Consider the following 21633-nt stretch of genomic DNA (forward strand, 5'->3'; position numbering starts at 1 on the left):
CGAAAGCAGCGAGATGATGAATGTCACGTGCGGATTTGTGCGGGCGATCTCAAGACAACTCCATGGCAAAGTGACATCATGTTGCGGCCATAGCTTGTCTGTTGTTCGGTTGCCCATTTGCGGAGAACTTGATGTACAAACTGTGTTTCTACGTGCCGGAAGCCCATCTGGAGCCGGTGAAAAAGGCGGTGTTCGCAGCTGGCGGCGGGCGCATCGGTCGCTACGACAGCTGCTGCTGGCAGGTGCTTGGCCAGGGGCAGTTCCGCGCTCTGGAAGGTAGTCAGCCGTTTATCGGGCAGGTCGGCAGCGTCGAGCAGGTTGCCGAATGGAAGGTGGAGATGGTCGTCGCCGACGAGTTGATCCACGATGCCGTCAAGGCCCTGAAGAAGAGCCACCCTTATGAAACGCCGGCTTTCGATGTCTGGCGCCTGTCCGATCTGCAGTTCTGAATCGCTTCAGATAAGGCCTTCAACGCGGTCCTTCGTAGGAGCCCCGCCTCGGGGCGAAGCTTTTCGCCTCCCCTGCGGCACGAGCTCGCGTCGGGGCGCCGCTCCTGCAGGTTGGGTGCGTCGGCACCTGTCTCGATGTTGGTTCAGGGCCTGATTTCGATCAGCGTCCCGTCCTTTACCAGGCTCCACACCTCGCGCATGTCGTCGTTCTTCATGGCGATGCAGCCCTCGGTCCAGTCCAGGGTATGGAAGAACCACTCCGGGTATTCCTCGTCCAGGGGCGTGCCGTGGATCATGATCATGCCGCCCGGCGGTACGCCGGCTTCCGTGGCGCGCGCCAGGTCGCGGGCATTGGGGTAGGAGATGTGCAGCGACAGCTGGTACTTGTCGCTCGGCTTGCGCCAGTCGATCCAGTAGAAGCCTTCCGGCGTGCGCAGGTCGCCCTCGCGCTGCTTGGCGCCGTTGGGTTGCTTGCCCAGGGAGATGCGGTAGGACTTGATGGTCTCGCCGCGCCGCTGTAGATGCAGTTTGCGTTCGGACTTGAGCACCAGCACCTTGTCCACCGCGTGGCTACCGGTCGCTGGTATGGCGCTGGCCAGGGCGCTGAAGCTGAGGGTCAGGCAAAGCAGGGGCAACAACCAGCGCATCGGGAACGTCCGCAAGGGTCAACGGGGGGTGTAATGGGTACGCAGCGCTTCGAGTGGTTCGTTGCGTACCGGAAAGAGGTTCTGCCGACGGTCGGCGAAGAAGCATTCTAAGGTACGGCCTATGGTGGGGAAAGCCAGCTCCGACCAGGGGATTTCACTCTCCGTGAACAGCCGTACCTCCAGGCTCTCCTCGCCCACGGCAAAATCCAGATCGACCAGCTCGGCACGAAACATCATGTATACCTGGCTGATGTGCGGCAGGTCGAACAGGGTATAGAGGCTGAGGTCGCGCACCCGTGCGCAGGCTTCCTCGAGGGTTTCACGGGCGGCCGCCTGTTCGATGGTTTCGCCGTTTTCCATGAAGCCGGCCGGCAACGTCCAGTAGCCACGGCGCGGCTCTATGGCGCGGCGGCACAATAGCACCTGGTCGCGCCATACGGGCAGGCAGCCGGCGACGATGCGCGGGTTCTCGTAATGCACGGTGGCGCAGTGACCGCAGACATGGCGCATGCGGTTGTCGCCTGCCGGGATCATGCGGGTGACGGGGTTGCCGCACTGATTGCAGAATTTCATGCCCGCTCCTCCTGATTCTGGCGCTATCTTGGCGGTCCGTATGACAGTCGGCAAGCCTGCCACTGTGGTCGGTTTGTGCTGTCGCCGGGGTTGGGCGGCCGCCTGCTTTCATGCCATGATGCCTGGCAAAACAAGATGCCGAGTATGCCCATGCTGGACGAGTTGCTCCACCGCGTGCGCGGTTACAGCCCGCGCCCTCTGGAGACCGAGCGCAGCTTCCCCGAGGCGGCGGTGCTGGTCCCGATTACCCGCAGCGATGAACCGGAGCTGGTGCTGACCCTGCGTGCCAGCGGTCTGTCGACTCACAGTGGCGAGGTCGCCTTCCCCGGTGGTCGGCGTGACCCGGAGGATCGCGATCTGGTGCACACCGCCTTGCGTGAGGCCGAGGAGGAGATCGGCCTGCCGCCGGGGTTGGTGGAGGTGGTCGGACCGCTCAGCAGCCTGGTGTCACGGCACGGCATTCAGGTCACGCCCTATGTCGGGCTGGTGCCGGACTATGTCGAGTACAAGGCCAACGACGGCGAAATCGCCTCGGTGTTCTCGGTGCCGTTGGCATTCTTCCGCAGTGACCCGCGCGAGATGACCCATCGCATCGATTACCTCGGGCGCAGCTGGTACGTGCCGTCCTACACCTATGGCGAGTACCGCATCTGGGGGCTCACTGCGATCATGGTGGTGGAGCTGGTCAACCTGATCTTCGATGACGCGCAGATCGCCCTGCACCAGCCGCCCGAACACTTCATCCACCTGCGTTGAGAGTCCGTGTCATGAAATACCGTCTGGGATCGTCCCGCGTCGAACTGCACGCCGACAGCTGGGTCGCGCCAAGTGCCGACCTGATCGGCAAGGTGCGCCTGGAGGCCGGGGCCAGCGTCTGGTTCGGCGCCGTGCTGCGTGGCGACAATGAGCTGATCCATATCGGTGAGAACAGCAACGTGCAGGACGGCAGCGTCATGCACACCGACATGGGCTTTCCGCTGACCCTGGGCAAGGGCGTCACCGTCGGTCACAAGGTGATGATGCATGGCTGCACGGTGGACGATTACAGCCTGATCGGCATCAACGCGGTGATCCTCAATGGCGCGAAGATCGGCAAGTACTGCATCATCGGCGCCAACAGCCTGATCCCCGAGGGCATGGTGATTCCCGATGGCAGCCTGGTCATGGGCAGTCCGGGCAAGGTGGTACGCGAGCTGACCGAGCAGCAGAAGAAGATGCTCGAGGCCAGCGCCGCGCATTACGTCCACAACGCCCAGCGTTACGCCCGCGAGCTGGCCGTCGACGATGAATGACGACAAGCCCGTGCGCTCGCCCTGCGTGCATGTCTGTGCGCTGGACGAGCAGGACATCTGCATCGGTTGTCAGCGTACGGCCGATGAAATCACCCGCTGGGGCCGCATGGACAATGCCGAGCGCCGCGAGGTGCTGCAGCTTTGCCTGGAGCGCGCCCGCGCCTCGGGGCTGCTACTGACGCCTTCCTGATTCACTGTTCGAGGAACCCCTCATGCCCCGTATTGGAACCCCTCTGTCGCCTTCTGCGACCCGCGTACTGCTGTGCGGTTGTGGCGAGCTCGGCAAGGAAGTGGTGATCGAGCTGCAGCGCCTGGGCTGCGAAGTCATTGGCGTGGATCGCTACGCCAACGCCCCGGCCATGCAGGTGGCGCACCGCAGTCACGTGATCGACATGCTAGACGGCGCGGCCCTGCGCGCAGTGATCGAGCAGGAGCAACCGCACTACATCGTCCCGGAGATCGAGGCCATCGCCACCGCTACCCTGGTCGAATTGGAGGCCGAAGGCTTCAACGTGGTGCCCACCGCGCGCGCCGCGCAACTGACCATGAACCGCGAGGGCATTCGTCGCCTGGCGGCCGAGACGCTGGGCCTGCCCACCTCGCCGTACCATTTCTCCGATACCTTCGAGGATTATGTGGCCGCGGTGAAATCCGTCGGCTACCCCTGCGTGGTCAAGCCGATCATGAGCTCTTCCGGCAAGGGCCAGAGCGTGCTCAAGAGCGACGCTGACCTGCAGCGCGCGTGGGACTACGCCCAGGAAGGCGGTCGCGCCGGCAAGGGGCGGGTGATCGTCGAGGGCTTCATCGATTTCGATTACGAAATCACCCTGCTCACCGTGCGTCACGCAGGTGGCACCAGCTTCTGCGCGCCCATCGGCCATCGGCAGGAGAACGGTGACTACCAGGAGTCCTGGCAGCCGCAGCCGATGAGCCCGCAGGCCTTGGCCGAGTCCGAGCGCGTGGCGCTGGCAGTGACCGAGGCGCTGGGCGGGCGGGGTCTGTTCGGCGTCGAATTGTTCGTCAAGGGCGATCAGGTGTGGTTCAGCGAAGTCTCACCGCGCCCGCACGATACCGGCCTGGTGACGCTGATCTCCCAGGAGCTGTCCGAATTCGCCCTGCATGCGCGCGCCATTCTCGGCCTGCCGATTCCAGTGATCCGCCAGATGGGGCCGTCGGCTTCGGCGGTGATTCTGGTCGAGGGCAATTCGCAGCAGACCAGCTTCGCCAACCTCGGTGCTGCGCTGAGCGAGGAAGACACCGCGTTGCGCCTGTTCGGCAAGCCCGAGGTCAAGGGCCAGCGGCGCATGGGCGTGGCGCTGGCGCGTGACCAGTCCATCGAGGCGGCGCGGGCCAAGGCGCTGCGCAGCGCACAAGCGGTTCGCGTGCAGCTGTGAGCCGGCACGCGCTGTGGTGGCTGGCGACCGTGCCATTGCTGCCATTGGCGCTGCCGCTGGCGCTGCATACCCGGCGCACCGCGCTGCGTCTGCCGATTGCCCAGGGCGAGCCGGCCGGCATTGCCGGAGCAGGCTTGCCGGGTGAGCCGCTGCGTCTGCTGCTGATCGGTGAATCCACCGTGGCAGGTGTTGGCGTCACCACCTTCGATCAGTCCCTGGCTGGTTGCCTGGCCGAAGCCCTGGCCGAGCGTCTGCAGCGACCGGTGTGCTGGCGCGCCTGTGGCGAGAACGGCATCACCGCAGCTCAGGCGCAGGAGCGTCTGTTGCCGCTGGGATTGGGCGAGCCTGCCGATCTGGCGCTGCTGGTGTTCGGCGTCAACGACACCACGCACCTTACGCCGAGCAGTCGCTGGCTGCAGGCGCTTGCTGCGATGTCCGAAGCGCTGGAAGGTCAGGGTTGCCGGGTGGCATTCAGCGCCGTGCCGCCGTTGCAGCATTTCAGCGCCTTGCCCTGGTTGTTGAGGCAGTTGATGGGCTGGCGCGCCAGCCTGCTGGATCGCGAGCTGCGGGCCCTGGCGCAACGCCTGGGAGTGCTGCATTGCGCGCTGGATCTGCCGTTCGAGCCGGCTTATCTGGCCGAGGATGGCTACCACCCCTCGGGGCAGGGCTATCGATGCTGGGCCGAGGGCCTGGCCGAGCGCCTCATTCCGTCGCTTCGGCGTCCGGCCTGACTTTTGCCACCTGCCAGACGCGTACGCTCTTCACCCGGTTTTCCGCGGCCTGGAGGATCTCCAGGCGATAGGGCCCGATCTTCAGGCAGACGCTGCTGTCAGGAATGGTTTCCAGTGCTTCGGTGATCAGGCCATTGAGGGTCTTTGGCCCGTCACTGGGCAGGTGCCAGCCGAGGGTCTTGTTCACCTCGCGAATGTAGGCGGCACCGTCGATGACCAGCGTGCCGTCTTCCTGCGGATGAATGTCGGGGCTGCGCAGGCTGTCCTGGTTGCTGAAGTCGCCGACTATCTCTTCGAGAATGTCTTCCAGGGTGACGATGCCGATCACGTCGCCATATTCGTCGACGACGATGCCAATGCGCCGCTTCTGCTTCTGGAAATTGATCAGCTGAGTCGCCAGCGGCGTGTTTTCCGGAATGAAGTAGGGCTCGTTGCAGGCTGCCAGCAAGGCGTCCTTGGTCAACTGGTTGTGACTCAGCAGGCGGGCGATCTGGCGCATGTGCACCACGCCTTCGATCTGGTTGATGTCGCCGCGGAACACCGGCAGGCGCGTGTGCGGCGTGCTGCGCAGCTGGCCGACGATGACCTCCAGGTCGTCGTCGAGATCGATACCGGCCACCTCGTTGCGCGGGATCATGATGTCGTCCACCGTAACCCGCTCCAGGTCGAGGATGCCCAGCAGCATGCTCTGGCGGTTCAGCGGCAGCTCCGAGCCGGACTCGCGCACCACGCTGCGCAGCTCCTCGGTGGACAGGCTGTCGCTGGCGCGCTGCGCCGGGTCGACACCCAGCAGGCGCAGCAGGCCGTTGCTGATCACCCCGGTGAGCCATACCACCGGATAAAGCAGGCGCTGCAGCAGGCTCAATACGCGACTGGCGGGGAAGGCCACCAGTTCCGGGCGCAATGCCGCCAGGGTCTTGGGGGTGATCTCGCCGAAGATCAGCACGATGATGGTCAGGCCGGCGGTGGCGATGGCGATGCCGGCTTCGCCCCACAGGTCCACCGCCAGCACAGTGGCGATGGAGGCGGCAAGAATGTTGACCACGTTGTTGCCGACCAGGATGGTGCCGAGCAGGCGATCCGGGCGGTCGAGCAGGCGAGTCACGCGTTTGGCGCCGCGATGCCCTTCCTTGGCCAGATGCTTGAGCCGGTAGCGGTTGAGGCTGAGCATGCCGGTCTCGGAGCTGGAGAAGAACGCCGAGCAGAGAATCAGGAAAATCAGCAGGCCGAGCAGGTAGCTCGAATGAAGGTCGTCCACGAGGGCTGCCTCAGATGTGCAGGATGAATTCGCGCACCAGCTTGCTGCCGAAGTAGGCCAGCATCAGCAGGCAGAACCCGGCCAGGGTCCAGCGAATGGCCTTGTGACCGCGCCAGCCGAGCTGATGGCGCCCCCACAGCAGCACGGCGAACACCACCCAGGCGAAGCAGGAAAGGATGGTCTTGTGCACCAGATGCTGGGCGAACAGATCATCGATGTACAGCGCGCCGGACAGCAGCGACAGCGACAGCAGCAGCCAGCCGGCGAAGAGAAAGCCGAACAGCAGGCTTTCCATGGTCTGCAGTGGCGGGAAGTTGCGAATCAGCCCGGACGGATGCTTGTGCTTGAGCTGATGGTCCTGCAGCAGCAGCAGGATCGCCTGGAACACGGCAATGGTGAGCATGCCGTAAGCCAGGATCGACAGCAGGATATGGGCGAGGATGCCGGGATGTTCGTTGATCGGGTTGATGGTGCCGCTGGGCATGAATTCGGCCGCCAGGACCGTCAGCGTGCCGAGCGGGAACAGCAACAGCAGCAGGTTCTCCACCGGAATGCGCAGGCAGGCCAGGAGAATCAGGCCGATGACCGCGCAGGCGATCAGGCTGGCGGCATTGAAGAAGTCCAGGTTGAGACCGTGCACGTCGTACAGCTGGAAAAACAGGCTGACGCCATGCAGGCACAGGGCGAGCGCGCCAAGCGACGCCAGCAGGCGTTTGTCGGGGATGCTGCGCTGCGTCAGGCGCAGACCTTGGTAAGCGGCGGCGCCGGCATAGAGGAGGGCGGCGGCGAGGCTGGGCAACAGAGGGTGCATAAATCCGTGTAAGGCGAGCCCGAAAGGCGCTGAGTGTGGCACAGAAGGACGCCAGCACGAAAGACTGCCGGCGGTGTCGGCCGCTCGGTGACTTCGCTATAATCCGCGGCCTGTCGCACACCCGACACGCCGGGTCGCCCCTCTTCGTAAGGAACGCGCATGTTCGAAAATCTTACCGATCGCCTGTCTCAGACGCTGCGTAACGTCACGGGCAAGGCCAAGCTGACCGAAGACAACATCAAGGACACGCTGCGCGAAGTGCGCATGGCCCTGCTCGAGGCTGACGTGGCCCTGCCGGTGGTCAAGGACTTCGTTGGCAAGGTCAAGGAGCGTGCCGTCGGCACCGAGGTGTCCAAGAGCCTGACGCCGGGCCAGGCCTTCGTGAAGATCGTCCGCGCCGAGCTGGAAGAGCTGATGGGCGCGGCCAACGAGGATCTGGCGCTCAATGCCGCGCCGCCGGCCGTGGTGCTGATGGCCGGCCTGCAGGGTGCGGGCAAGACCACCACCGCCGGCAAGCTGGCCAAGTTCCTCAAGGAGCGCAAGAAGAAGTCGGTACTGCTGGTATCGGCCGACGTCTATCGCCCGGCGGCGATCAAGCAGCTGGAAACCCTGGCCGGCGACCTCGGCGTCACCTTCTTCCCCTCCGATGCCAGCCAGAAGCCGGTGGACATCGCCAATGCGGCGATCCGCGAAGCCAAGCTGAAGTTCATCGACGTGGTCATCCTCGATACCGCCGGTCGTCTGGCCATCGATGCCGAGATGATGGCCGAGATCCAGGCCCTGCATGCGGCGGTCAAGCCGGTCGAAACCCTGTTCGTGGTCGACGCCATGACCGGCCAGGATGCCGCCAACACCGCCAAGGCGTTCAGCGACGCGCTGCCGCTGACCGGTGTGGTGCTGACCAAGGTCGACGGTGATGCCCGTGGCGGTGCCGCGCTGTCGGTGCGTCATATCACCGGCAAGCCGATCAAGTTCATCGGTATGGGCGAGAAGAGCGATGCGCTCGAGCCCTTCCACCCGGATCGTATCGCCTCGCGCATCCTCGGCATGGGCGACGTACTCAGCCTGATCGAGCAGGCCGAGCAGACCCTCGATCGCGAAAAGGCCGAGAAGCTCACCAAGAAGCTGAAGAAGGGCAAGGGCTTCGACCTCGAAGACTTCCGCGACCAGCTGCAGCAGATGAAGAACATGGGCGGCCTCGGCGGCCTGATGGACAAGCTGCCGTCCATCGGTGGCGTCAACCTGTCGCAGATGGGCAACGCCCAGGGCGCGGCCGAAAAGCAGTTCAAGCAGATGGAGGCGATCATCAACTCGATGACGCCGGCCGAGCGCCGCGACCCGGACATCATCAGTGGCTCGCGCAAGCGCCGTATCGCGCTGGGTTCCGGTACCCAGGTGCAGGACATTGGTCGCTTGATCAAGCAGCACAAGCAGATGCAGAAGATGATGAAGAAATTCACCGCCAAGGGCGGCATGGCCAAGATGATGCGCGGCATGGGGGGCATGTTCCCCGGCGGCGGCATGCCGAAATTCTAGAAACGTGGCGGCAGGCTGCAGGCGACAGGCCTTAGGCGGTGCCTGTGGTCTGGATTGCAATTGCCTGCAGCCTGCCGCTTGCAGCCTGCCGCATAAGCTCTTAGAATATGCGGCCTTTCGGGCCTAGGCCCATTTTTAATGTGTGCCTCAAGTTAGCACCGACTACAGGAACGATGTTCACATGGTAACCATCCGTCTTGCTCGTGGCGGCTCCAAAAAGCGCCCCTTCTACCACCTGACCGTGACCAACAGCCGCAACGCGCGCGATGGTCGTTTCGTTGAGCGTATCGGTTTCTTCAACCCGATCGCTGCCGGTGGCGAAGTGCGTCTGTCCGTCGACCAAGAGCGTGCGACCTACTGGCTGGGCCAGGGCGCTCAGCCGTCTGAGCGTGTTGCTCAGCTGCTCAAGGAAGCTGCCAAGGCTGCTGCCTAAGCATCTTCTATGAGTACGACGCCGGCCGTCGCCGAGGATCTGATCGTTCTCGGTAAGATTGTTTCGGTGCACGGCGTCAGGGGTGAAGTGAAGGTGTATTCCTTTACCGACCCCATCGATAACGTGCTCGATTACCAAAACTGGACGCTCAGGCGTGACGGTGAGGTAAAGAAAGTGGAACTGGCCAGCGGCCGCCTGCAAGGCAAGGTGCTGGTAGCCAAGTTGAAAGGTCTGGATGATCGCGAAATTGCGCGTACCTACGCCGGTTTCGAGATCTGCGTGCCGCGCAGCGAGCTGCCGGACCTGGAAGAGGGCGAGTTCTACTGGTACCAGTTGCAGGGCTTGAAGGTCATCGATCAGGCAGGGCAGTTGCTCGGCGTGGTCGACCATCTGTTCGAGACCGGTGCCAACGATGTGATGGTGGTCAAGGCATGCGCAGGCAGCCTGGATGATCGCGAGCGTCTGCTGCCCTACACGGACCAGTGCGTGCTCTCGATCGATCTGGCAGCTGGCGAAATGCGGGTCGACTGGGATGCGGATTTCTAAGGCTCATGCGCGTAGAAGTCATCACCCTGTTTCCGGAGATGTTCGCCGCCATCGGCGAGTACGGCATCACCAGTCGCGCGGTCAAGCAGGAGCTGCTCAAGCTCAATTGCTGGAACCCGCGGGACTACACGACGGATCGTCACCACACGGTGGATGACCGCCCCTTCGGCGGTGGTCCGGGGATGGTGATGAAGATCAAGCCTCTCGAGGATGCCCTGGCCAGCGCCAGGCAGGCCGCGGGGGAGACGGCGAAGGTGATCTACCTGTCGCCGCAGGGGCGCCGCCTGAATCAGGCTGCGGTCCGCGAGCTGGCGCAGGAAGATGCACTGATCCTGATCGCCGGTCGTTATGAAGGCATCGACGAGCGTTTCATCGAGACGCATGTCGATGAGGAATGGTCGATTGGCGACTACGTCCTGTCCGGCGGTGAGCTGCCGGCCATGGTGCTGATCGATGCGGTGACGCGCCTTTTGCCTGGTGCATTGGGTCATGCCGATTCGGCCGAGGAAGACTCCTTTACGGATGGCCTGCTCGACTGCCCGCACTACACCCGCCCGGAGGTGTATGCGGATAAACGTGTTCCCGAAGTGTTGCTTAGTGGCAACCACGAACACATCCGGCGCTGGCGTTTGCAGCAGTCCCTTGGTCGGACCTGGGAACGTCGCGCTGATCTTCTGGATAGCCGCTCGCTTTCTGGAGAAGAGAAGAAGCTGCTGGAGGAATACATCCGCCAGCGGGACGATAGTTAACGTATCGATGGCAGGCCGGGAGGCTTGTCTTAGGAGCGCAGCATGACCAACAAGATTATCCAGATGCTCGAAGCCGAGCAGATGAACAAAGAAATCCCGACTTTCGCCCCGGGCGACACCGTTGTCGTGCAAGTGAAAGTGAAGGAAGGCGACCGTCAGCGTCTGCAGGCCTTCGAAGGCGTCGTTATCGCCAAGCGTAACCGCGGCCTGAACAGCGCCTTCACCGTGCGCAAGATCTCCAGCGGTGTCGGCGTCGAGCGTACCTTCCAGACTTACTCGCCGCTGGTCGACAGCCTGAGCGTCAAGCGTCGCGGTGACGTGCGCAAGGCCAAGCTGTACTACCTGCGCGACCTGTCCGGCAAAGCCGCGCGCATCAAGGAAAAGCTGTCCTAAGTTCGGACGCTTCTCTGAAAAAAGCAGCCTACGGGCTGCTTTTTTCGTTTCTGGCGTCCAGTAATCATGAGTAGCAGTGGCATGACTCCAAGAGAGCAAGAAATCCAGCGGCGCATCGCGCTGTCGGAAACCCGCGTGACCAAGGCGGTGTTTCCACCGACCACCAATCACCACAACACCCTGTTCGGCGGTACGGCGCTGGCCTGGATGGACGAGGTGTCGTTCATCGCCGCAACGCGCTTCTGCCGCCTGCCGCTGGTGACGGTGTCCAGCGACCGCATCGACTTCAAGCATGCAATACCGGCCGGCTCGATCGTCGAGCTGATCGGGCGGGTGATCAAGGTCGGCAATACCAGCCTCAAGGTTGAGGTCGAGGTCTTCGTCGAGGGGTTGTACCAGGAAGGGCGCGAGCGGGCGATCAGCGGCAGTTTCAGCTTCGTTGCCGTCGATGATCAGCAAAAGCCCGTGCCGGTGCTGCCGGGCTTCGCTCAATAAGACATCTCAGGGGCGCAGGCTGACTTTCAGGCTGGCCTGCGACAGGTCGATATTGTGCAGACTCAGGTTGCCGAAGCTCTGGCCGGGCGGCGCGTCCTTGACGCGGATGTTGTCGAAGCGCAGCTCGCCGATGGAGCTGGGCAGGTTGACGTTGAACGAGCCGTCATGGTTCAGCGTCGAGCGCAGCTTGCCGGTGTCATAGCGCACGTCGCGCAGGCTGGTTTCCGCGTCCAGGTTGTCCAGTACCGGCATCACCAGCTTGGCCAGCTGCTTGACCGTGCCCAGGCCGTCACCATTTTCCGCGCGCAGCAGCAGGCCCTGCAGGGCGTCATCCAGGCCCTGGGCGCTGACCGAACTCATTTCGCTGTCGCTGAGCGATTGCATGCCGTGCGGGGTTTCGTCCTGGCTGATGGTGCTGGGCGCCTGCAGCCGCTGAATATCGGCACTGGCCATCTGGAAGGGGGTCATCAGGGCCGCCACCAGGGTGGCGGCCAGACGCAGGTTGGTCTGCTTCTTCAGCGCCTTGCTCAGTTGCTTCTGGGTCAGCAGGCCCTGCTCGACCAGTACCTCGCCGAGGCGCTTCTTGCTGGTCAGCTGGGCCTTGATGGCTGCGTCCAGTTGCGCGCCGGTAATCAGTCCCTTGTTGATCAGAATCTGGCCAAGCCGCGAATTTACATGTTGGGACATGAGGGTCTACCGGTGGGGTGATGGCATGATGAAATCATCTGCCTGTGGCTGGTCGCTGTCACCCAACCAAAGGCAGGGTTTTTCCAGGGTGCCGACTTGTGAGTCGGGGTGTTTTTTGCACAGCCCTGGCGGGGCTGTTTCTTCCATTCCCACATCGACGAGGCCAAGCGCTGTGCTGGTGTGTCGGTGGCGGGCTGTGGAACACTTGCCGCTCGTGCTACCGAAGGTCAATCGATGTCCACCCTGACTCATCCCCTTATCGAACGCTTTCTCGAGGCGTTGTGGCTGGAAAAGGGGCTCTCAGCTCACACACAGGCGGCCTACCGCAGCGATCTGGAACACTTCAATGCCTGGCTCGATGCGCGTGGCCTGGCGCTGCAGCACATCGGCCGCGATGCCATTCTCGATCACCTGGCCTGGCGCCTCGAGCAAGGTTATCAGGCGCGCTCCACGGCGCGCTTTCTTTCCGGCCTGCGGGGCTTCTACCGTTTCCTGCTGCGTGAACTGCTGATTGGCGAAGACCCGACCTTGCAGGTCGAGCTGCCGCAGATCGGTCGCCCGTTGCCCAAGTCGTTGTCCGAAGCGGATGTCGAGGCGCTGTTGCAGGCGCCGGATCTGGACGACCCCATCGGTCTGCGTGATCGCGCCATGCTGGAGGTGCTCTACGCCTGCGGGTTGCGTGTCAGCGAACTGGTCGGTCTGACGCTGGAGCAGGTCAACCTGCGCCAGGGCGTGCTGCGAGTGTTCGGCAAGGGCAGCAAGGAGCGTCTGGTGCCCCTGGGTGAGGAGGCCATCGCCTGGATCGAGCGTTACAGTCGCGAGGCGCGCCCGTTGTTGCTCGGCGGCAAACCCAGCGATGTGCTGTTTCCCAGTCTGCGTGGCGAGCAGATGACCCGCCAGACCTTCTGGCATCGCATCAAGCATCAGGCGAAAGTGGCCGGCATCAGCAAGTCCCTGTCGCCGCACACCCTGCGTCACGCCTTCGCCACCCATCTGCTCAACCATGGCGCCGATCTGCGCGTGGTGCAGATGCTGCTGGGCCACAGCGACCTGTCCACCACACAGATCTACACCCATATCGCTCGAGCCAGGTTGCAGGAGCTGCATGCCAGGCACCATCCGCGCGGCTGACTGCGCCGTCCGGTCGCCCGCCGGCTGCCTGGTGGCCATCTGTGATAGGCTGTAGCGATTTTCACTGGTCCGTCGTTCGACAGGAGTGTTCATGTCCCTGACCCGTATTTCCTTTGCCCTGGCGCTCGCGCTGGGCAGCAGCGTCACGCTGGCTGCCGACCCTGACCAGGCCATTCGCCAGTCGCTGAAGTCGCTCGACGCCAATCTGCCGATCGAGGCCATCGCCGAGAGCCCGCTGGCCGGTATCTATCAGGTGCAACTGGAAGGTGGTCGCCAGCTCTACACCAGCGCCGATGGTCAGTTCCTGCTGCAGGGCTACCTGTTCCAGGTCAAGGACGGCAAGGCCGTCAACCTCACCGAGATCGAAGAAAGCCGCGCGGTGGCCAAGCAGATCAATGCCATTCCGGCCAAGGAAATGGTGGTGTTCGCGCCCAAGGCGCCGAAGACCCATATCACCGTGTTCACCGACACCGACTGTGGCTATTGCCAGAAGCTGCACAGCGAAGTGCCCGAGCTCAACCGTCTGGGCGTGGAAGTGCGTTATGTCGCCTTCCCGCGCCAGGGGCTGAACAGCCCAGCAGCCAAGGAGCTGGTCAACGTCTGGTGCGCCAAGGATCAGCAGGAGGCCATGAACCGCGCCAAGACCCGCCAGAGCGTGGCCGATGCGACCTGTGACAATCCGGTGGCCAAGCAGTACCAGCTCGGTCAGATGATCGGGGTTAACGGCACGCCGGCCATCGTCCTTGCCAACGGCAAGATGATTCCGGGCTATCAGCCGGCGCCGCAGCTGGCCAGGATTGCTTTGGAGTCGAACGACTGAGTGTGGATTGACTAACAAACAGCCGCTTCGTAAGGTGCGGCTCTTTATCCGCGGCCGGGGCATGCTCCGGCCGTTTCGTGCAGTGCTGATGGGGAATTGAGTGTGAAGCCGGTCAAAGTGGGCATCTGTGGATTGGGCACCGTCGGTGGCGGTACGTTGAATGTACTCAAGCGCAATGCCGAGGAGATTACTCGGCGCGCCGGTCGTGGCATCGAGATTGCCCAGATCGCCATTCGTTCGCCCAAGCCGCAGTACGACACCACCGGCATTGCCATGACCAGCGATGTGTTCGAGCTGGTCAACAACCCCGAGATCGACATCGTCATCGAGCTGATCGGCGGCTACAGCCTGGCCAAGGATCTGGTGCTCCAGGCCATCGACAACGGCAAGCACGTGGTTACCGCGAACAAGGCGCTGATCGCCGTGCACGGTAACGAGATTTTCGCCAAGGCGCGCGAGAAGGGCGTGATCGTCGCCTTCGAGGCTGCCGTGGCTGGTGGTATCCCGGTGATCAAGGCGATTCGCGAGGGCCTGGCGGCCAACCGCATCAACTGGCTGGCCGGCATCATCAACGGCACCGGCAACTTCATCCTCACCGAGATGCGCGAGAAGGGCCGTGCCTTCGAGGATGTGCTCAAGGAGGCGCAGGCGCTGGGTTATGCCGAGGCCGATCCGACCTTCGACGTCGAGGGCATCGATGCCGCGCACAAGCTGACCATCCTCGCCTCCATCGCCTTCGGCATTCCGCTGCAGTTCGACAAGGCCTACACCGAGGGCATCACCCGCCTGACCACGGCTGACGTGAACTACGCCGAGGCGCTGGGCTACCGCATCAAGCACCTGGGCGTCGCTCGCCGCACCGAGAAGGGCATCGAGCTGCGCGTGCACCCGACGCTGATCCCGGCCGATCGCCTGATCGCCAACGTCAACGGCGTGATGAATGCGGTCATGGTCAATGGCGATGCCGTGGGCAGCACCCTGTACTACGGCGCCGGCGCCGGCATGGAGCCGACCGCATCGGCGGTGGTGGCCGACCTGGTGGACGTGGTGCGTGCACTGACCACCGACCCGACCAATCGCGTGCCGCACTTGGCCTTCCAGCCGGACTCGCTGTCCGACCACCCGATCCTGCCCATCGAGGCGTGCGAAAGCGCCTATTACCTGCGCATCCAGGCCAAGGATCATCCGGGCGTGCTGGCGCAGGTGGCGAGCATCCTGTCCGAGCGCGGCATCAACATCGAGTCGATCATGCAGAAGGAAGCCGAGGAGCAGGACGGCCTGGTACCGATGATCCTCGTCACCCATCGTGTGGTCGAGGCGCGTATCATCGAGGCCATCGCCGCCATGGAAGCGCTGGATGGCGTGACCTCGCCGGTCATGCGTCTGCGCGTCGAACAGCTCAATTAACTCGGGCAGCAGGCTGCAGGCTACAGGCCGCAGGCGAACTTGCCTGAAGCCTTAGGCCTGGAGCCTGAAGCCAAAACCGAAGGTTTTGAACAATGCGCTATATCAGTACCCGCGGCCAGGCGCCGGCCCTGAATTTCGAAGACGTGCTGCTGGCTGGCCTGGCCAGCGACGGCGGCCTCTACGTGCCGGAGAATCTGCCGCGCTTCACCGTCGAGGAGATCGCTTCCTGGGCTGGTTTGCCGTATCACGAGCTGGCCTTCCGGGTGATGCGCCCGTTCGTTGCCGGCTCCATCGCTGACGCCGACTTCAAGAAGATTCTCGAGGAAACCTACGGTGTGTTCGCCCACAACGCCGTGGCGCCGCTGCGTCAGCTCAACGGCAACGAATGGGTGTTGGAGCTGTTCCACGGCCCGACCCTGGCGTTCAAGGACTTCGCTCTGCAACTGCTCGGCCGTCTGCTCGACCATGTGCTGGCCAAGCGCGGCGAGCGCGTGGTGATCATGGGCGCCACCAGCGGCGATACCGGTTCGGCGGCCATCGAAGGCTGCAAGGCCTGCGACAACGTCGACATCTTCATCATGCACCCGCACAACCGCGTGTCCGAGGTGCAGCGCCGGCAGATGACCACCATCCTCGGCGACAACATCCACAACATCGCCATCGAAGGCAACTTCGACGATTGCCAGGAGATGGTCAAGGCCAGCTTCGCCGACCAGGGCTTCCTCAAGGGCACCCGCCTGGTGGCGGTCAACTCGATCAACTGGGCGCGAATCATGGCCCAGATCGTCTACTACTTCCATGCGGCGCTGCAGCTCGGTGCGCCGGCGCGTTCCATCGCCTTCTCGGTGCCGACCGGCAACTTCGGTGACATCTTCGCCGGCTACCTGGCGCGCAACATGGGCCTGCCGGTCAGCCAGCTGATCGTCGCCACCAACCGCAACGACATCCTGCACCGCTTCATGAGCGGCAATCAGTACGTCAAGGAAACCCTGCACCCGACCCTGTCGCCGTCGATGGACATCATGGTGTCGTCCAACTTCGAGCGCCTGCTGTTCGACCTGCATGGCCGCAATGGCGCTGCCATCGCCAGCCTGATGGACAGCTTCAAGCAGGGCGGCGGTTTCAGTGTCGAGGAAGACCGCTGGACCGAGGCGCGCAAGCTGTTCGATTCGCTGGCGGTGAACGACGAACAGACCTGCGAGACCATCACCGAGGTGTATCAGGAGTGCGGCGAGCTGCTCGACCCGCACACCGCCATCGGCGTGCGCGCCGCGCGTGAATGCCGCCGCAGCCTGGCCACGCCCATGGTGGTGCTGGGCACTGCGCACCCGGTCAAGTTCCCCGAGGCGGTGGAGAAGGCGGGTATCGACGCGGCTCCGGCCTTGCCGGCGCACCTGGCTGACCTGTTCCAGCGCGAGGAGCGCTGCACGGTGCTGACCAACGACCTGAAAGCCGTGCAGCAGTTCGTCGCCGCTCACGGCAACCGCGGCAAGCCGCTCTGAGGTTTGAGCTCCGATGAAAACCGGCGCCCAAGTGGCGCCGGTTTCGTTTGTGGCGGTCTCAGAGGGCGAAGATCATTGCCAGTAGCGCCATCAGGATAATCAGGATCAGCCAGATCATCGCGTTCAGGCGGCTGGCACGGACCACCCCTGCGCCGCGCAGGTGAACCGGTGGATCGTTCTCCAGGTACTGATCGATGCGGCGTTCGGCCTCCTGCTGGTCTGCTGCCAGATACTCGCTCAGCAGGTCGATGGCGGCCTGGCGTTGACCTGCATGCAGCAGCTGGCGTACCGCGGGCGGAAGTTCGTTCATGGCGCTGCCTGTTTCTCGGGTTGGCGGGTTCGGGGTCATAACTGCGACCCGGTTGGCGCTTTTTTTCGTGCGCAACGCAGATGACTGCGGTTTAATTCGACACCTCGCGAATGGAAGCGTTTTGCTCGAATCATGGATGAGTCTGGTTCTGCCTTTCTCCTTCCCTCCCTCTGTTCTTCGGCCGGTACGCCGAGGATGACTCCTGCGTGCTGATCTGACGAACGGCATCACATTTGTTACATGTAATCACTTTACGGCTTACATGTAAGGGTCTAGTCTGCGATTCATGGACAGCAAATCATCAGCTCATTACCAGCGTCTTTATCGTCAGCGCCTGCGCGAGCAAGGGCTGGTGAAGAAGGAAGTCTGGATCTTGCCCGAGCATGCGCCGCTTCTGGTCGCGTTCGAGCGCAAACTGCGCCAGCCACAGTCACTGCTGGCTTCGATGGAGAAGGAGGAGGGTATGAACATGCCTCAAGTTTGGACCGCCCAGGCGCTGTTCGACGCGCTGGCGGCAACGGAGCTGTTCCAAAGCGGTCAGGCTGGCATCGAGCTGATTCAAGGCGCCGACGCCAGCCTGCACATCACCATGCGCGAATATGGCGACCTGCCGTTGTTCGTCGCCGTGTTCGGCGAGCAGATCATCGTCGAGGCGTTGCTCTGGCCGGCCAGCGACGTGCGCGATGCGGCTGCCTTCAACGAAGAAGTGCTGCGCACCCACAAGCTGTTCCCGCTGTCGTCCATCGGCCTGGAGAAGACGGTCGACGGTCGTGATTGCTACACCATGTTCGGTGCGCTGAGTTCCTACTCGAGCCTGTCCGACGTGGTGTTCGAGATCGAGCTGCTGGCGGACAACGTGATCAAGGCCACCGAAGCCTACGAAGGCTTTCTCAAGACCGGCGCCTGAGAGGAGAGAAGACGATGAATGTCTGGAGCAAATTGCTGACGGCGCTGCGTGGCGGTGCCAATGAAATGGGCGAGGCGGTGGTCGACAGCCAGGCGCTGCGCATCCTCGATCAGGAAATCCGCGACGCCGACACCGAACTGCGCAAGTCCAAGGAAGCGCTGGCCGAGATCATGGCCAAGCACAAGCTGGCCAGCGACAAGGTAAGCAAGAGCGCGGCGAGCATCGCCGAGTACGAGCAGTACGCGCTCAAGGCGCTGGAAGCTGGCAACGAGACCCTGGCCAAGGAAGTCGCCGAGAAGATCGCCAATCTGGAAATCGAACAGGCCAGCGAGCGCGAGCAGGCCGATGGCTTCGCCGCCAGCGTGGCGCAACTGCGCAAGGCCGTGACCCAGGCCGAGGGCAACATCAAGCGCCTCAAGCAGCAAGTGGACACGGTCAAGGCTACCGAAAGCGTGCAGAAGGCGCAGATGGCCGTGGCCCAGCGTTACGGCGGCTCGCAGGCCAAGCTGCAGACCGCGGTCGAGTCGCTCGAGCGCATCAAGCAGAAGCAGGCCGAGCGCGCGGCGAAGATGGAGGCCTCGGCCGAACTGGCCGCCACCAGCGCGCCGGATGATTCGCTGGAAGCCAAGCTGCGCGAGGCCGGCATCAAGGCCGACAGCGCCAGTGCCGACAGCGTACTGGCCAGGCTGAAGGACAAGGCCAAGTCCTGAACGATGCGTAGATAACGGGGCGCTGGCGCCCCGTTTCCCTAACCCAGGGAAAAGGAAAAAATGGAACTCTTCCTGCATACAGCGCTGTCATTCCCCACTGCCATCTACAGCTTCCTGCTGTGCGTGGCGGTCATCTATTGGCTGGTGGTTGCCGCCGGCCTGCTCGAGGTCGATCTGCTCGACATCGAGGCCGACTCGATGATGGACGGCAGCGGCCAGACCGAAGGCCTTGCCGGCCTGCTCTACAAGCTCAAGCTCGACGGCGTGCCGGTCACCCTGGTGCTGACGCTGCTGTTCTTCTTCGGCTGGTTCATCTGCTACTTCGTCGAACTGTGGCTGCTGCGCCACCTGCCGCTGGGCATTCTGCGCTACCCGCTGGGGCTGGTGGTCATCGCTGGCGCCTTCGTGGTGGCAGCGCCTCTGTGCGCAGCGATCTGCCGGCCGCTACGCCCGCTGTTTCACAAGGTCGAGGCGATCAGCAGCAAATCCGTGCTGGGGCAGGTAGCGGTGGTGCGCAGCGGTCGCGTCACCGCCAGCCATGGCGAGGCAGTGCTGGAAGATGGCGGCGCCGGTTTGATCCTGCGTGTGCGCGCCGACGAGGCGCTGGGTTTCAAGCGCGGTGACCGTGTGGTGCTGCTCGAATACCTGGCGGCCGAACACGCCTACCGCATCATTACCGAAGAAGAATTTCGAGGCTCATAGTCTCTGCCGACAATCCGTACGTAACAGAGGGCGGGCAGGTTATGCCGAACCTGCCTGCACAACTAGCAAAGGAGTACAGCTGTAATGGAAAACGTCATTCCCTTCATCGTCGGGGCAGGGCTGGTCGTCCTTTTCGTGATCGCCCTGATCGCCCTGTTCAAGGCCTTCTACATCAAGGTTCCGCAGGGCACCGCGCTGATCGTCAACGACATGAGCTCGACGCCCAAGGTGCACTTCACCGGGTCCCTGGTGTACCCGGTGATCCACCTCAAGGAGTTCATGAAGATCTCCCTGATCACCCTGGAAGTGGATCGTCGTGGCAAGGACGGCCTGATCTGCCGCGACAACATGCGTGCCGACATCACCGTGGCCTTCTATCTGCGCGTCAACGAGACCCAGGAAGACGTGCTCAAGGTGGCCAAGGCCATCGGCGTGGAACGTGCCTCAGACCGCGCGGCGGTCAACGAGTTGTTCAACGCCAAGTTCTCCGAGGCGCTGAAGACCGTCGGCAAGCAGTTCGATTTCGTCCAGCTATTCGAGAATCGCCAGGAATTCCGTGATCGTATCGTCGAGGTGATCGGCAACGACCTCAACGGCTACGTGCTGGAAGACGTGGCCATCGACTACCTGGAGCAGACGGCCAAGCATTCGCTGGACCCGAGCAACATCCTCGACGCCGAAGGTATCCGCAAGATCACCGAGCTGACCGCTGCGCAGAACGTCATCACCAACGAGCTGGAGCGCAACGAAGAGCTGGCGATCAAGAAGAAGAACGTCGAAACCCGTGAGGCGACCCTGGCTCTGGAACGTCAGCAGGCCGATGCCGAGGCGCGCCAGAAGCGTGAGATCGAAACCATCCGTGCCCGTGAGGAAGCCGAGACGCTGAAGGTCAAGGAAGAAGAGCGTCTGAAGGCCGAGCAGGCACGTATCCAGACCCAGGAACAGATCGACATCCGTGAGGAGAATGCTTCTCGCGAAGTCGAAGTGGCGGAGCAGAACCGCGAGCGTGCGGTCACGATCGAGAAGGAAAAGGTCGTGCGTGCCCAGCAACTGGAAATCGTTGCCCGCGAGCGTGAAGTCGAGCTGCAGCGCATCGAGAAGGAAAAGGCGCTGGAAGAAGAGCGCAAGAACATCGCGGCGGTGATTCGCGAGCGTGTGGCGGTCGAGAAGACCGTGGCACAGGAAGAAGAGCGCATCAAGGAAGTGCGTGAAGTCTCCGAGGCCGAGCGCCTCAAGCAGGTCACCGTGCTCAATGCCCAGGCCGAAGCCGAGCAGGAGCTGGTGCGCCAGGTCAAGCAGGCCGAAGCCGACGAGACCCGTTCCAAGCACAAGGCGGTGGAAATCAACACCCTGGCCCAGGCCGAGCTGGAAGCAGCGGCCAAGAGCGCCGAGGCCAAGAAGAAGCTGGCCGAAGGGATCGAAGCTGAGCGCGCTGCGCCCGGTCTGGCCGACGCCAAGGTGCGTGAAGTCACTGCTGCGGCCAAGGAGAAGGAAGGCCTGGCCGAGGCTCGCGTGCAGGCCGAGCGCCTGATCGCCGAGGCCAAGGGCGAGCAGGAAAAAGGTCTGGCGCAGGCGCGTGTCATCGAAGCGCAAGCCGCTGCCAAGGAAAAAGACGGCCTGGCCGACGCCAAGGTGCTGGAAGAGAAGCTCGGTGCCCAGGCGCGTGGTGAAGAACAACTCGGCGCGGCCAAGGCCAAGGCCACCCAGGACCTGGGCCTGGCCGAAGCGCAGGTGCTGCTGGAGCGCCTGAATGCCGAAGCCGAAGGTCTGGGCAAGAAGTTCGGCGCGCTGGATTCGCTCAGCGACAACGCGCGAGCTCACGAAGAGTTCCGCATGCAGCTGGAGAAGAGCTTCGAGGAAGCCATGGCCGCCATCGCCGCCAACAAGGACATCGCCAAGGATCAGGCCGAAGTGCTGGCCACCGCGCTGGCCAAGGCGAAGATCGAGATCGTCGGCGGCGAGGGCGACTTCTTCAACTCCTTCGCCAAGTCGCTGTCGGTGGGCAAGGCCATCGAAGGTGTGGTGGGCAAGAGCCCGGTGGTGCAGGACGTGCTGTCGCGTCTGCTGGCTGGCAAGGCAGCAGCTGCCGCGCCGGTGGCTGCGCCGAGCGCAGGCCCCGAGCAGGCCTGAGCACCCAGCCTGTAGGGTGG

The 21633-nt window shown here is 63.2% G+C and carries 26 protein-coding genes; 20 read left to right on the plus strand and 6 right to left on the minus strand.

All coding sequences use genetic code 11. The features are described from left to right. The first annotated feature begins 131 nt into the window (after positions 1-131). Positions 132-449 carry a YqfO family protein gene (locus BLS61_RS14645; protein WP_090432029.1) on the plus strand — a complete coding sequence of 106 codons (318 nt, stop codon included), beginning with the start codon at positions 132-134 and terminating at the stop codon, positions 447-449. Between the two features lie 143 nt (positions 450-592). Here BLS61_RS14645 and BLS61_RS14650 read toward each other — a convergent pair whose 3' ends face one another. Then, entirely contained in the window at positions 593-1096 is a 504-nt protein-coding gene (locus BLS61_RS14650; RefSeq protein WP_090432030.1) for a L,D-transpeptidase family protein, read from the minus strand. Positions 1097-1114: 18 nt separating this feature from the next. Continuing rightward, a complete protein-coding gene (locus BLS61_RS14655; RefSeq protein ID WP_090432032.1) occupies positions 1115-1669 on the minus strand; it encodes an NUDIX hydrolase in 555 nt (184 codons plus the stop codon). A gap of 150 nt (positions 1670-1819) precedes the next feature. Between BLS61_RS14655 and BLS61_RS14660 the strand changes: the two genes are divergently transcribed. From BLS61_RS14660 to BLS61_RS14680, 5 genes are read left to right on the plus strand one after another with little or no spacing between them, the layout of a single operon-like run. Further along, positions 1820-2425 (plus strand): CoA pyrophosphatase, encoded by a 606-nt coding sequence (locus BLS61_RS14660; protein ID WP_090432195.1) that lies wholly within the window; start codon positions 1820-1822, stop codon positions 2423-2425. Positions 2426-2436: 11 nt separating this feature from the next. Then, entirely contained in the window at positions 2437-2961 is a 525-nt protein-coding gene (locus BLS61_RS14665) for a gamma carbonic anhydrase family protein (RefSeq protein WP_090432034.1), read from the plus strand. Then, on the plus strand, positions 2954-3151 hold the full coding sequence (locus BLS61_RS14670) for a DUF1289 domain-containing protein (RefSeq protein ID WP_090432037.1): 198 nt from the start codon (positions 2954-2956) through the stop codon (positions 3149-3151). The genes BLS61_RS14665 and BLS61_RS14670 overlap by 8 nt, the downstream gene beginning before the upstream one ends. 22 nt (positions 3152-3173) lie before the next feature. After that, positions 3174-4355: a formate-dependent phosphoribosylglycinamide formyltransferase gene (gene purT, locus BLS61_RS14675; protein WP_090432039.1), complete on the plus strand. Its 1182-nt coding sequence runs from the start codon at positions 3174-3176 to the stop codon at positions 4353-4355. Then, positions 4352-5086 carry an SGNH/GDSL hydrolase family protein gene (locus tag BLS61_RS14680; protein ID WP_090432041.1) on the plus strand — a complete coding sequence of 245 codons (735 nt, stop codon included), beginning with the start codon at positions 4352-4354 and terminating at the stop codon, positions 5084-5086. The genes purT and BLS61_RS14680 overlap by 4 nt, the downstream gene beginning before the upstream one ends. Here the strand turns inward: BLS61_RS14680 and BLS61_RS14685 are convergent. Next, entirely contained in the window at positions 5058-6344 is a 1287-nt protein-coding gene (locus tag BLS61_RS14685; protein ID WP_090432043.1) for an HlyC/CorC family transporter, read from the minus strand. The two genes, BLS61_RS14680 and BLS61_RS14685, sit on opposite strands and share 29 nt — an antisense overlap. A 10-nt stretch (positions 6345-6354) precedes the next feature. Then, positions 6355-7155 carry a cytochrome C assembly family protein gene (locus tag BLS61_RS14690; RefSeq protein ID WP_090432045.1) on the minus strand — a complete coding sequence of 267 codons (801 nt, stop codon included), beginning with the start codon at positions 7153-7155 and terminating at the stop codon, positions 6355-6357. Positions 7156-7314: 159 nt separating this feature from the next. Here BLS61_RS14690 and ffh point away from each other — a divergent pair, with 159 nt between their 5' ends. From ffh to BLS61_RS14720, 6 genes are all read left to right on the plus strand, one after another. Then, positions 7315-8691, plus strand: a complete 1377-nt coding sequence (gene ffh / locus BLS61_RS14695; protein ID WP_090432047.1) for a signal recognition particle protein — start codon at positions 7315-7317, stop codon at positions 8689-8691. Between the two features lie 181 nt (positions 8692-8872). Then, positions 8873-9124 (plus strand): 30S ribosomal protein S16, encoded by a 252-nt coding sequence (rpsP, locus tag BLS61_RS14700; RefSeq protein WP_003246162.1) that lies wholly within the window; start codon positions 8873-8875, stop codon positions 9122-9124. 9 nt (positions 9125-9133) lie between these two features. Next, a complete protein-coding gene (gene rimM / locus BLS61_RS14705; protein ID WP_090432049.1) occupies positions 9134-9670 on the plus strand; it encodes a ribosome maturation factor RimM in 537 nt (178 codons plus the stop codon). 5 nt (positions 9671-9675) lie between these two features. Further along, the gene (gene trmD / locus BLS61_RS14710) at positions 9676-10419 is read left to right on the plus strand and encodes a tRNA (guanosine(37)-N1)-methyltransferase TrmD (RefSeq protein WP_012019459.1); all 744 of its coding nucleotides are present in this window, start codon (positions 9676-9678) and stop codon (positions 10417-10419) included. 42 nt (positions 10420-10461) lie between these two features. Beyond that, positions 10462-10812 carry a 50S ribosomal protein L19 gene (rplS, locus tag BLS61_RS14715; RefSeq protein WP_003246155.1) on the plus strand — a complete coding sequence of 117 codons (351 nt, stop codon included), beginning with the start codon at positions 10462-10464 and terminating at the stop codon, positions 10810-10812. A gap of 81 nt (positions 10813-10893) precedes the next feature. After that, positions 10894-11307 carry an acyl-CoA thioesterase gene (locus BLS61_RS14720; protein WP_090432051.1) on the plus strand — a complete coding sequence of 138 codons (414 nt, stop codon included), beginning with the start codon at positions 10894-10896 and terminating at the stop codon, positions 11305-11307. Positions 11308-11313: 6 nt separating this feature from the next. On the opposite strand, the gene BLS61_RS14725 is transcribed toward BLS61_RS14720, so the two are convergent. Then, positions 11314-11994: a cyclic di-GMP-binding domain-containing protein, MshE-related gene (locus tag BLS61_RS14725; RefSeq protein WP_090432053.1), complete on the minus strand. Its 681-nt coding sequence runs from the start codon at positions 11992-11994 to the stop codon at positions 11314-11316. A gap of 234 nt (positions 11995-12228) precedes the next feature. On the opposite strand from BLS61_RS14725, the gene xerD reads away from it, so the two are divergent. From xerD to thrC, 4 genes are all read left to right on the plus strand, one after another. Further along, the gene (gene xerD, locus BLS61_RS14730; RefSeq protein ID WP_090432055.1) at positions 12229-13125 is read left to right on the plus strand and encodes a site-specific tyrosine recombinase XerD; all 897 of its coding nucleotides are present in this window, start codon (positions 12229-12231) and stop codon (positions 13123-13125) included. A gap of 91 nt (positions 13126-13216) precedes the next feature. Beyond that, on the plus strand, positions 13217-13945 hold the full coding sequence (dsbC, locus tag BLS61_RS14735) for a bifunctional protein-disulfide isomerase/oxidoreductase DsbC (protein ID WP_090432057.1): 729 nt from the start codon (positions 13217-13219) through the stop codon (positions 13943-13945). 102 nt (positions 13946-14047) lie between these two features. Continuing rightward, on the plus strand, positions 14048-15352 hold the full coding sequence (locus BLS61_RS14740; RefSeq protein ID WP_090432059.1) for a homoserine dehydrogenase: 1305 nt from the start codon (positions 14048-14050) through the stop codon (positions 15350-15352). Between the two features lie 92 nt (positions 15353-15444). Next, positions 15445-16854: a threonine synthase gene (gene thrC / locus BLS61_RS14745; protein WP_090432061.1), complete on the plus strand. Its 1410-nt coding sequence runs from the start codon at positions 15445-15447 to the stop codon at positions 16852-16854. Between the two features lie 58 nt (positions 16855-16912). On the opposite strand, the gene BLS61_RS14750 is transcribed toward thrC, so the two are convergent. Beyond that, positions 16913-17164, minus strand: a complete 252-nt coding sequence (locus BLS61_RS14750) for a hypothetical protein (protein ID WP_090432063.1) — start codon at positions 17162-17164, stop codon at positions 16913-16915. A 286-nt stretch (positions 17165-17450) separates the two neighbouring features. Here BLS61_RS14750 and bacA point away from each other — a divergent pair, with 286 nt between their 5' ends. The 4 genes from bacA to BLS61_RS14770 all read left to right on the plus strand — a co-directional run bounded on the left by bacA (position 17451) and on the right by BLS61_RS14770 (position 21613). After that, positions 17451-18071 carry a biofilm formation regulator BacA gene (gene bacA, locus BLS61_RS14755; protein ID WP_090432065.1) on the plus strand — a complete coding sequence of 207 codons (621 nt, stop codon included), beginning with the start codon at positions 17451-17453 and terminating at the stop codon, positions 18069-18071. A 14-nt stretch (positions 18072-18085) separates the two neighbouring features. Further along, positions 18086-18781, plus strand: a complete 696-nt coding sequence (locus BLS61_RS14760) for a PspA/IM30 family protein (RefSeq protein ID WP_090432067.1) — start codon at positions 18086-18088, stop codon at positions 18779-18781. Positions 18782-18841: 60 nt separating this feature from the next. Continuing rightward, positions 18842-19483: an OB-fold-containig protein gene (locus BLS61_RS14765; RefSeq protein WP_090432069.1), complete on the plus strand. Its 642-nt coding sequence runs from the start codon at positions 18842-18844 to the stop codon at positions 19481-19483. An 84-nt stretch (positions 19484-19567) separates the two neighbouring features. Further along, the gene (locus tag BLS61_RS14770) at positions 19568-21613 is read left to right on the plus strand and encodes a flotillin family protein (protein ID WP_090432071.1); all 2046 of its coding nucleotides are present in this window, start codon (positions 19568-19570) and stop codon (positions 21611-21613) included. Positions 21614-21633 lie beyond the last annotated feature (20 nt).

It is taken from the genome of Ectopseudomonas guguanensis (genome assembly GCF_900104265.1).
Taxonomy (GTDB): domain Bacteria; phylum Pseudomonadota; class Gammaproteobacteria; order Pseudomonadales; family Pseudomonadaceae; genus Aquipseudomonas; species Aquipseudomonas guguanensis.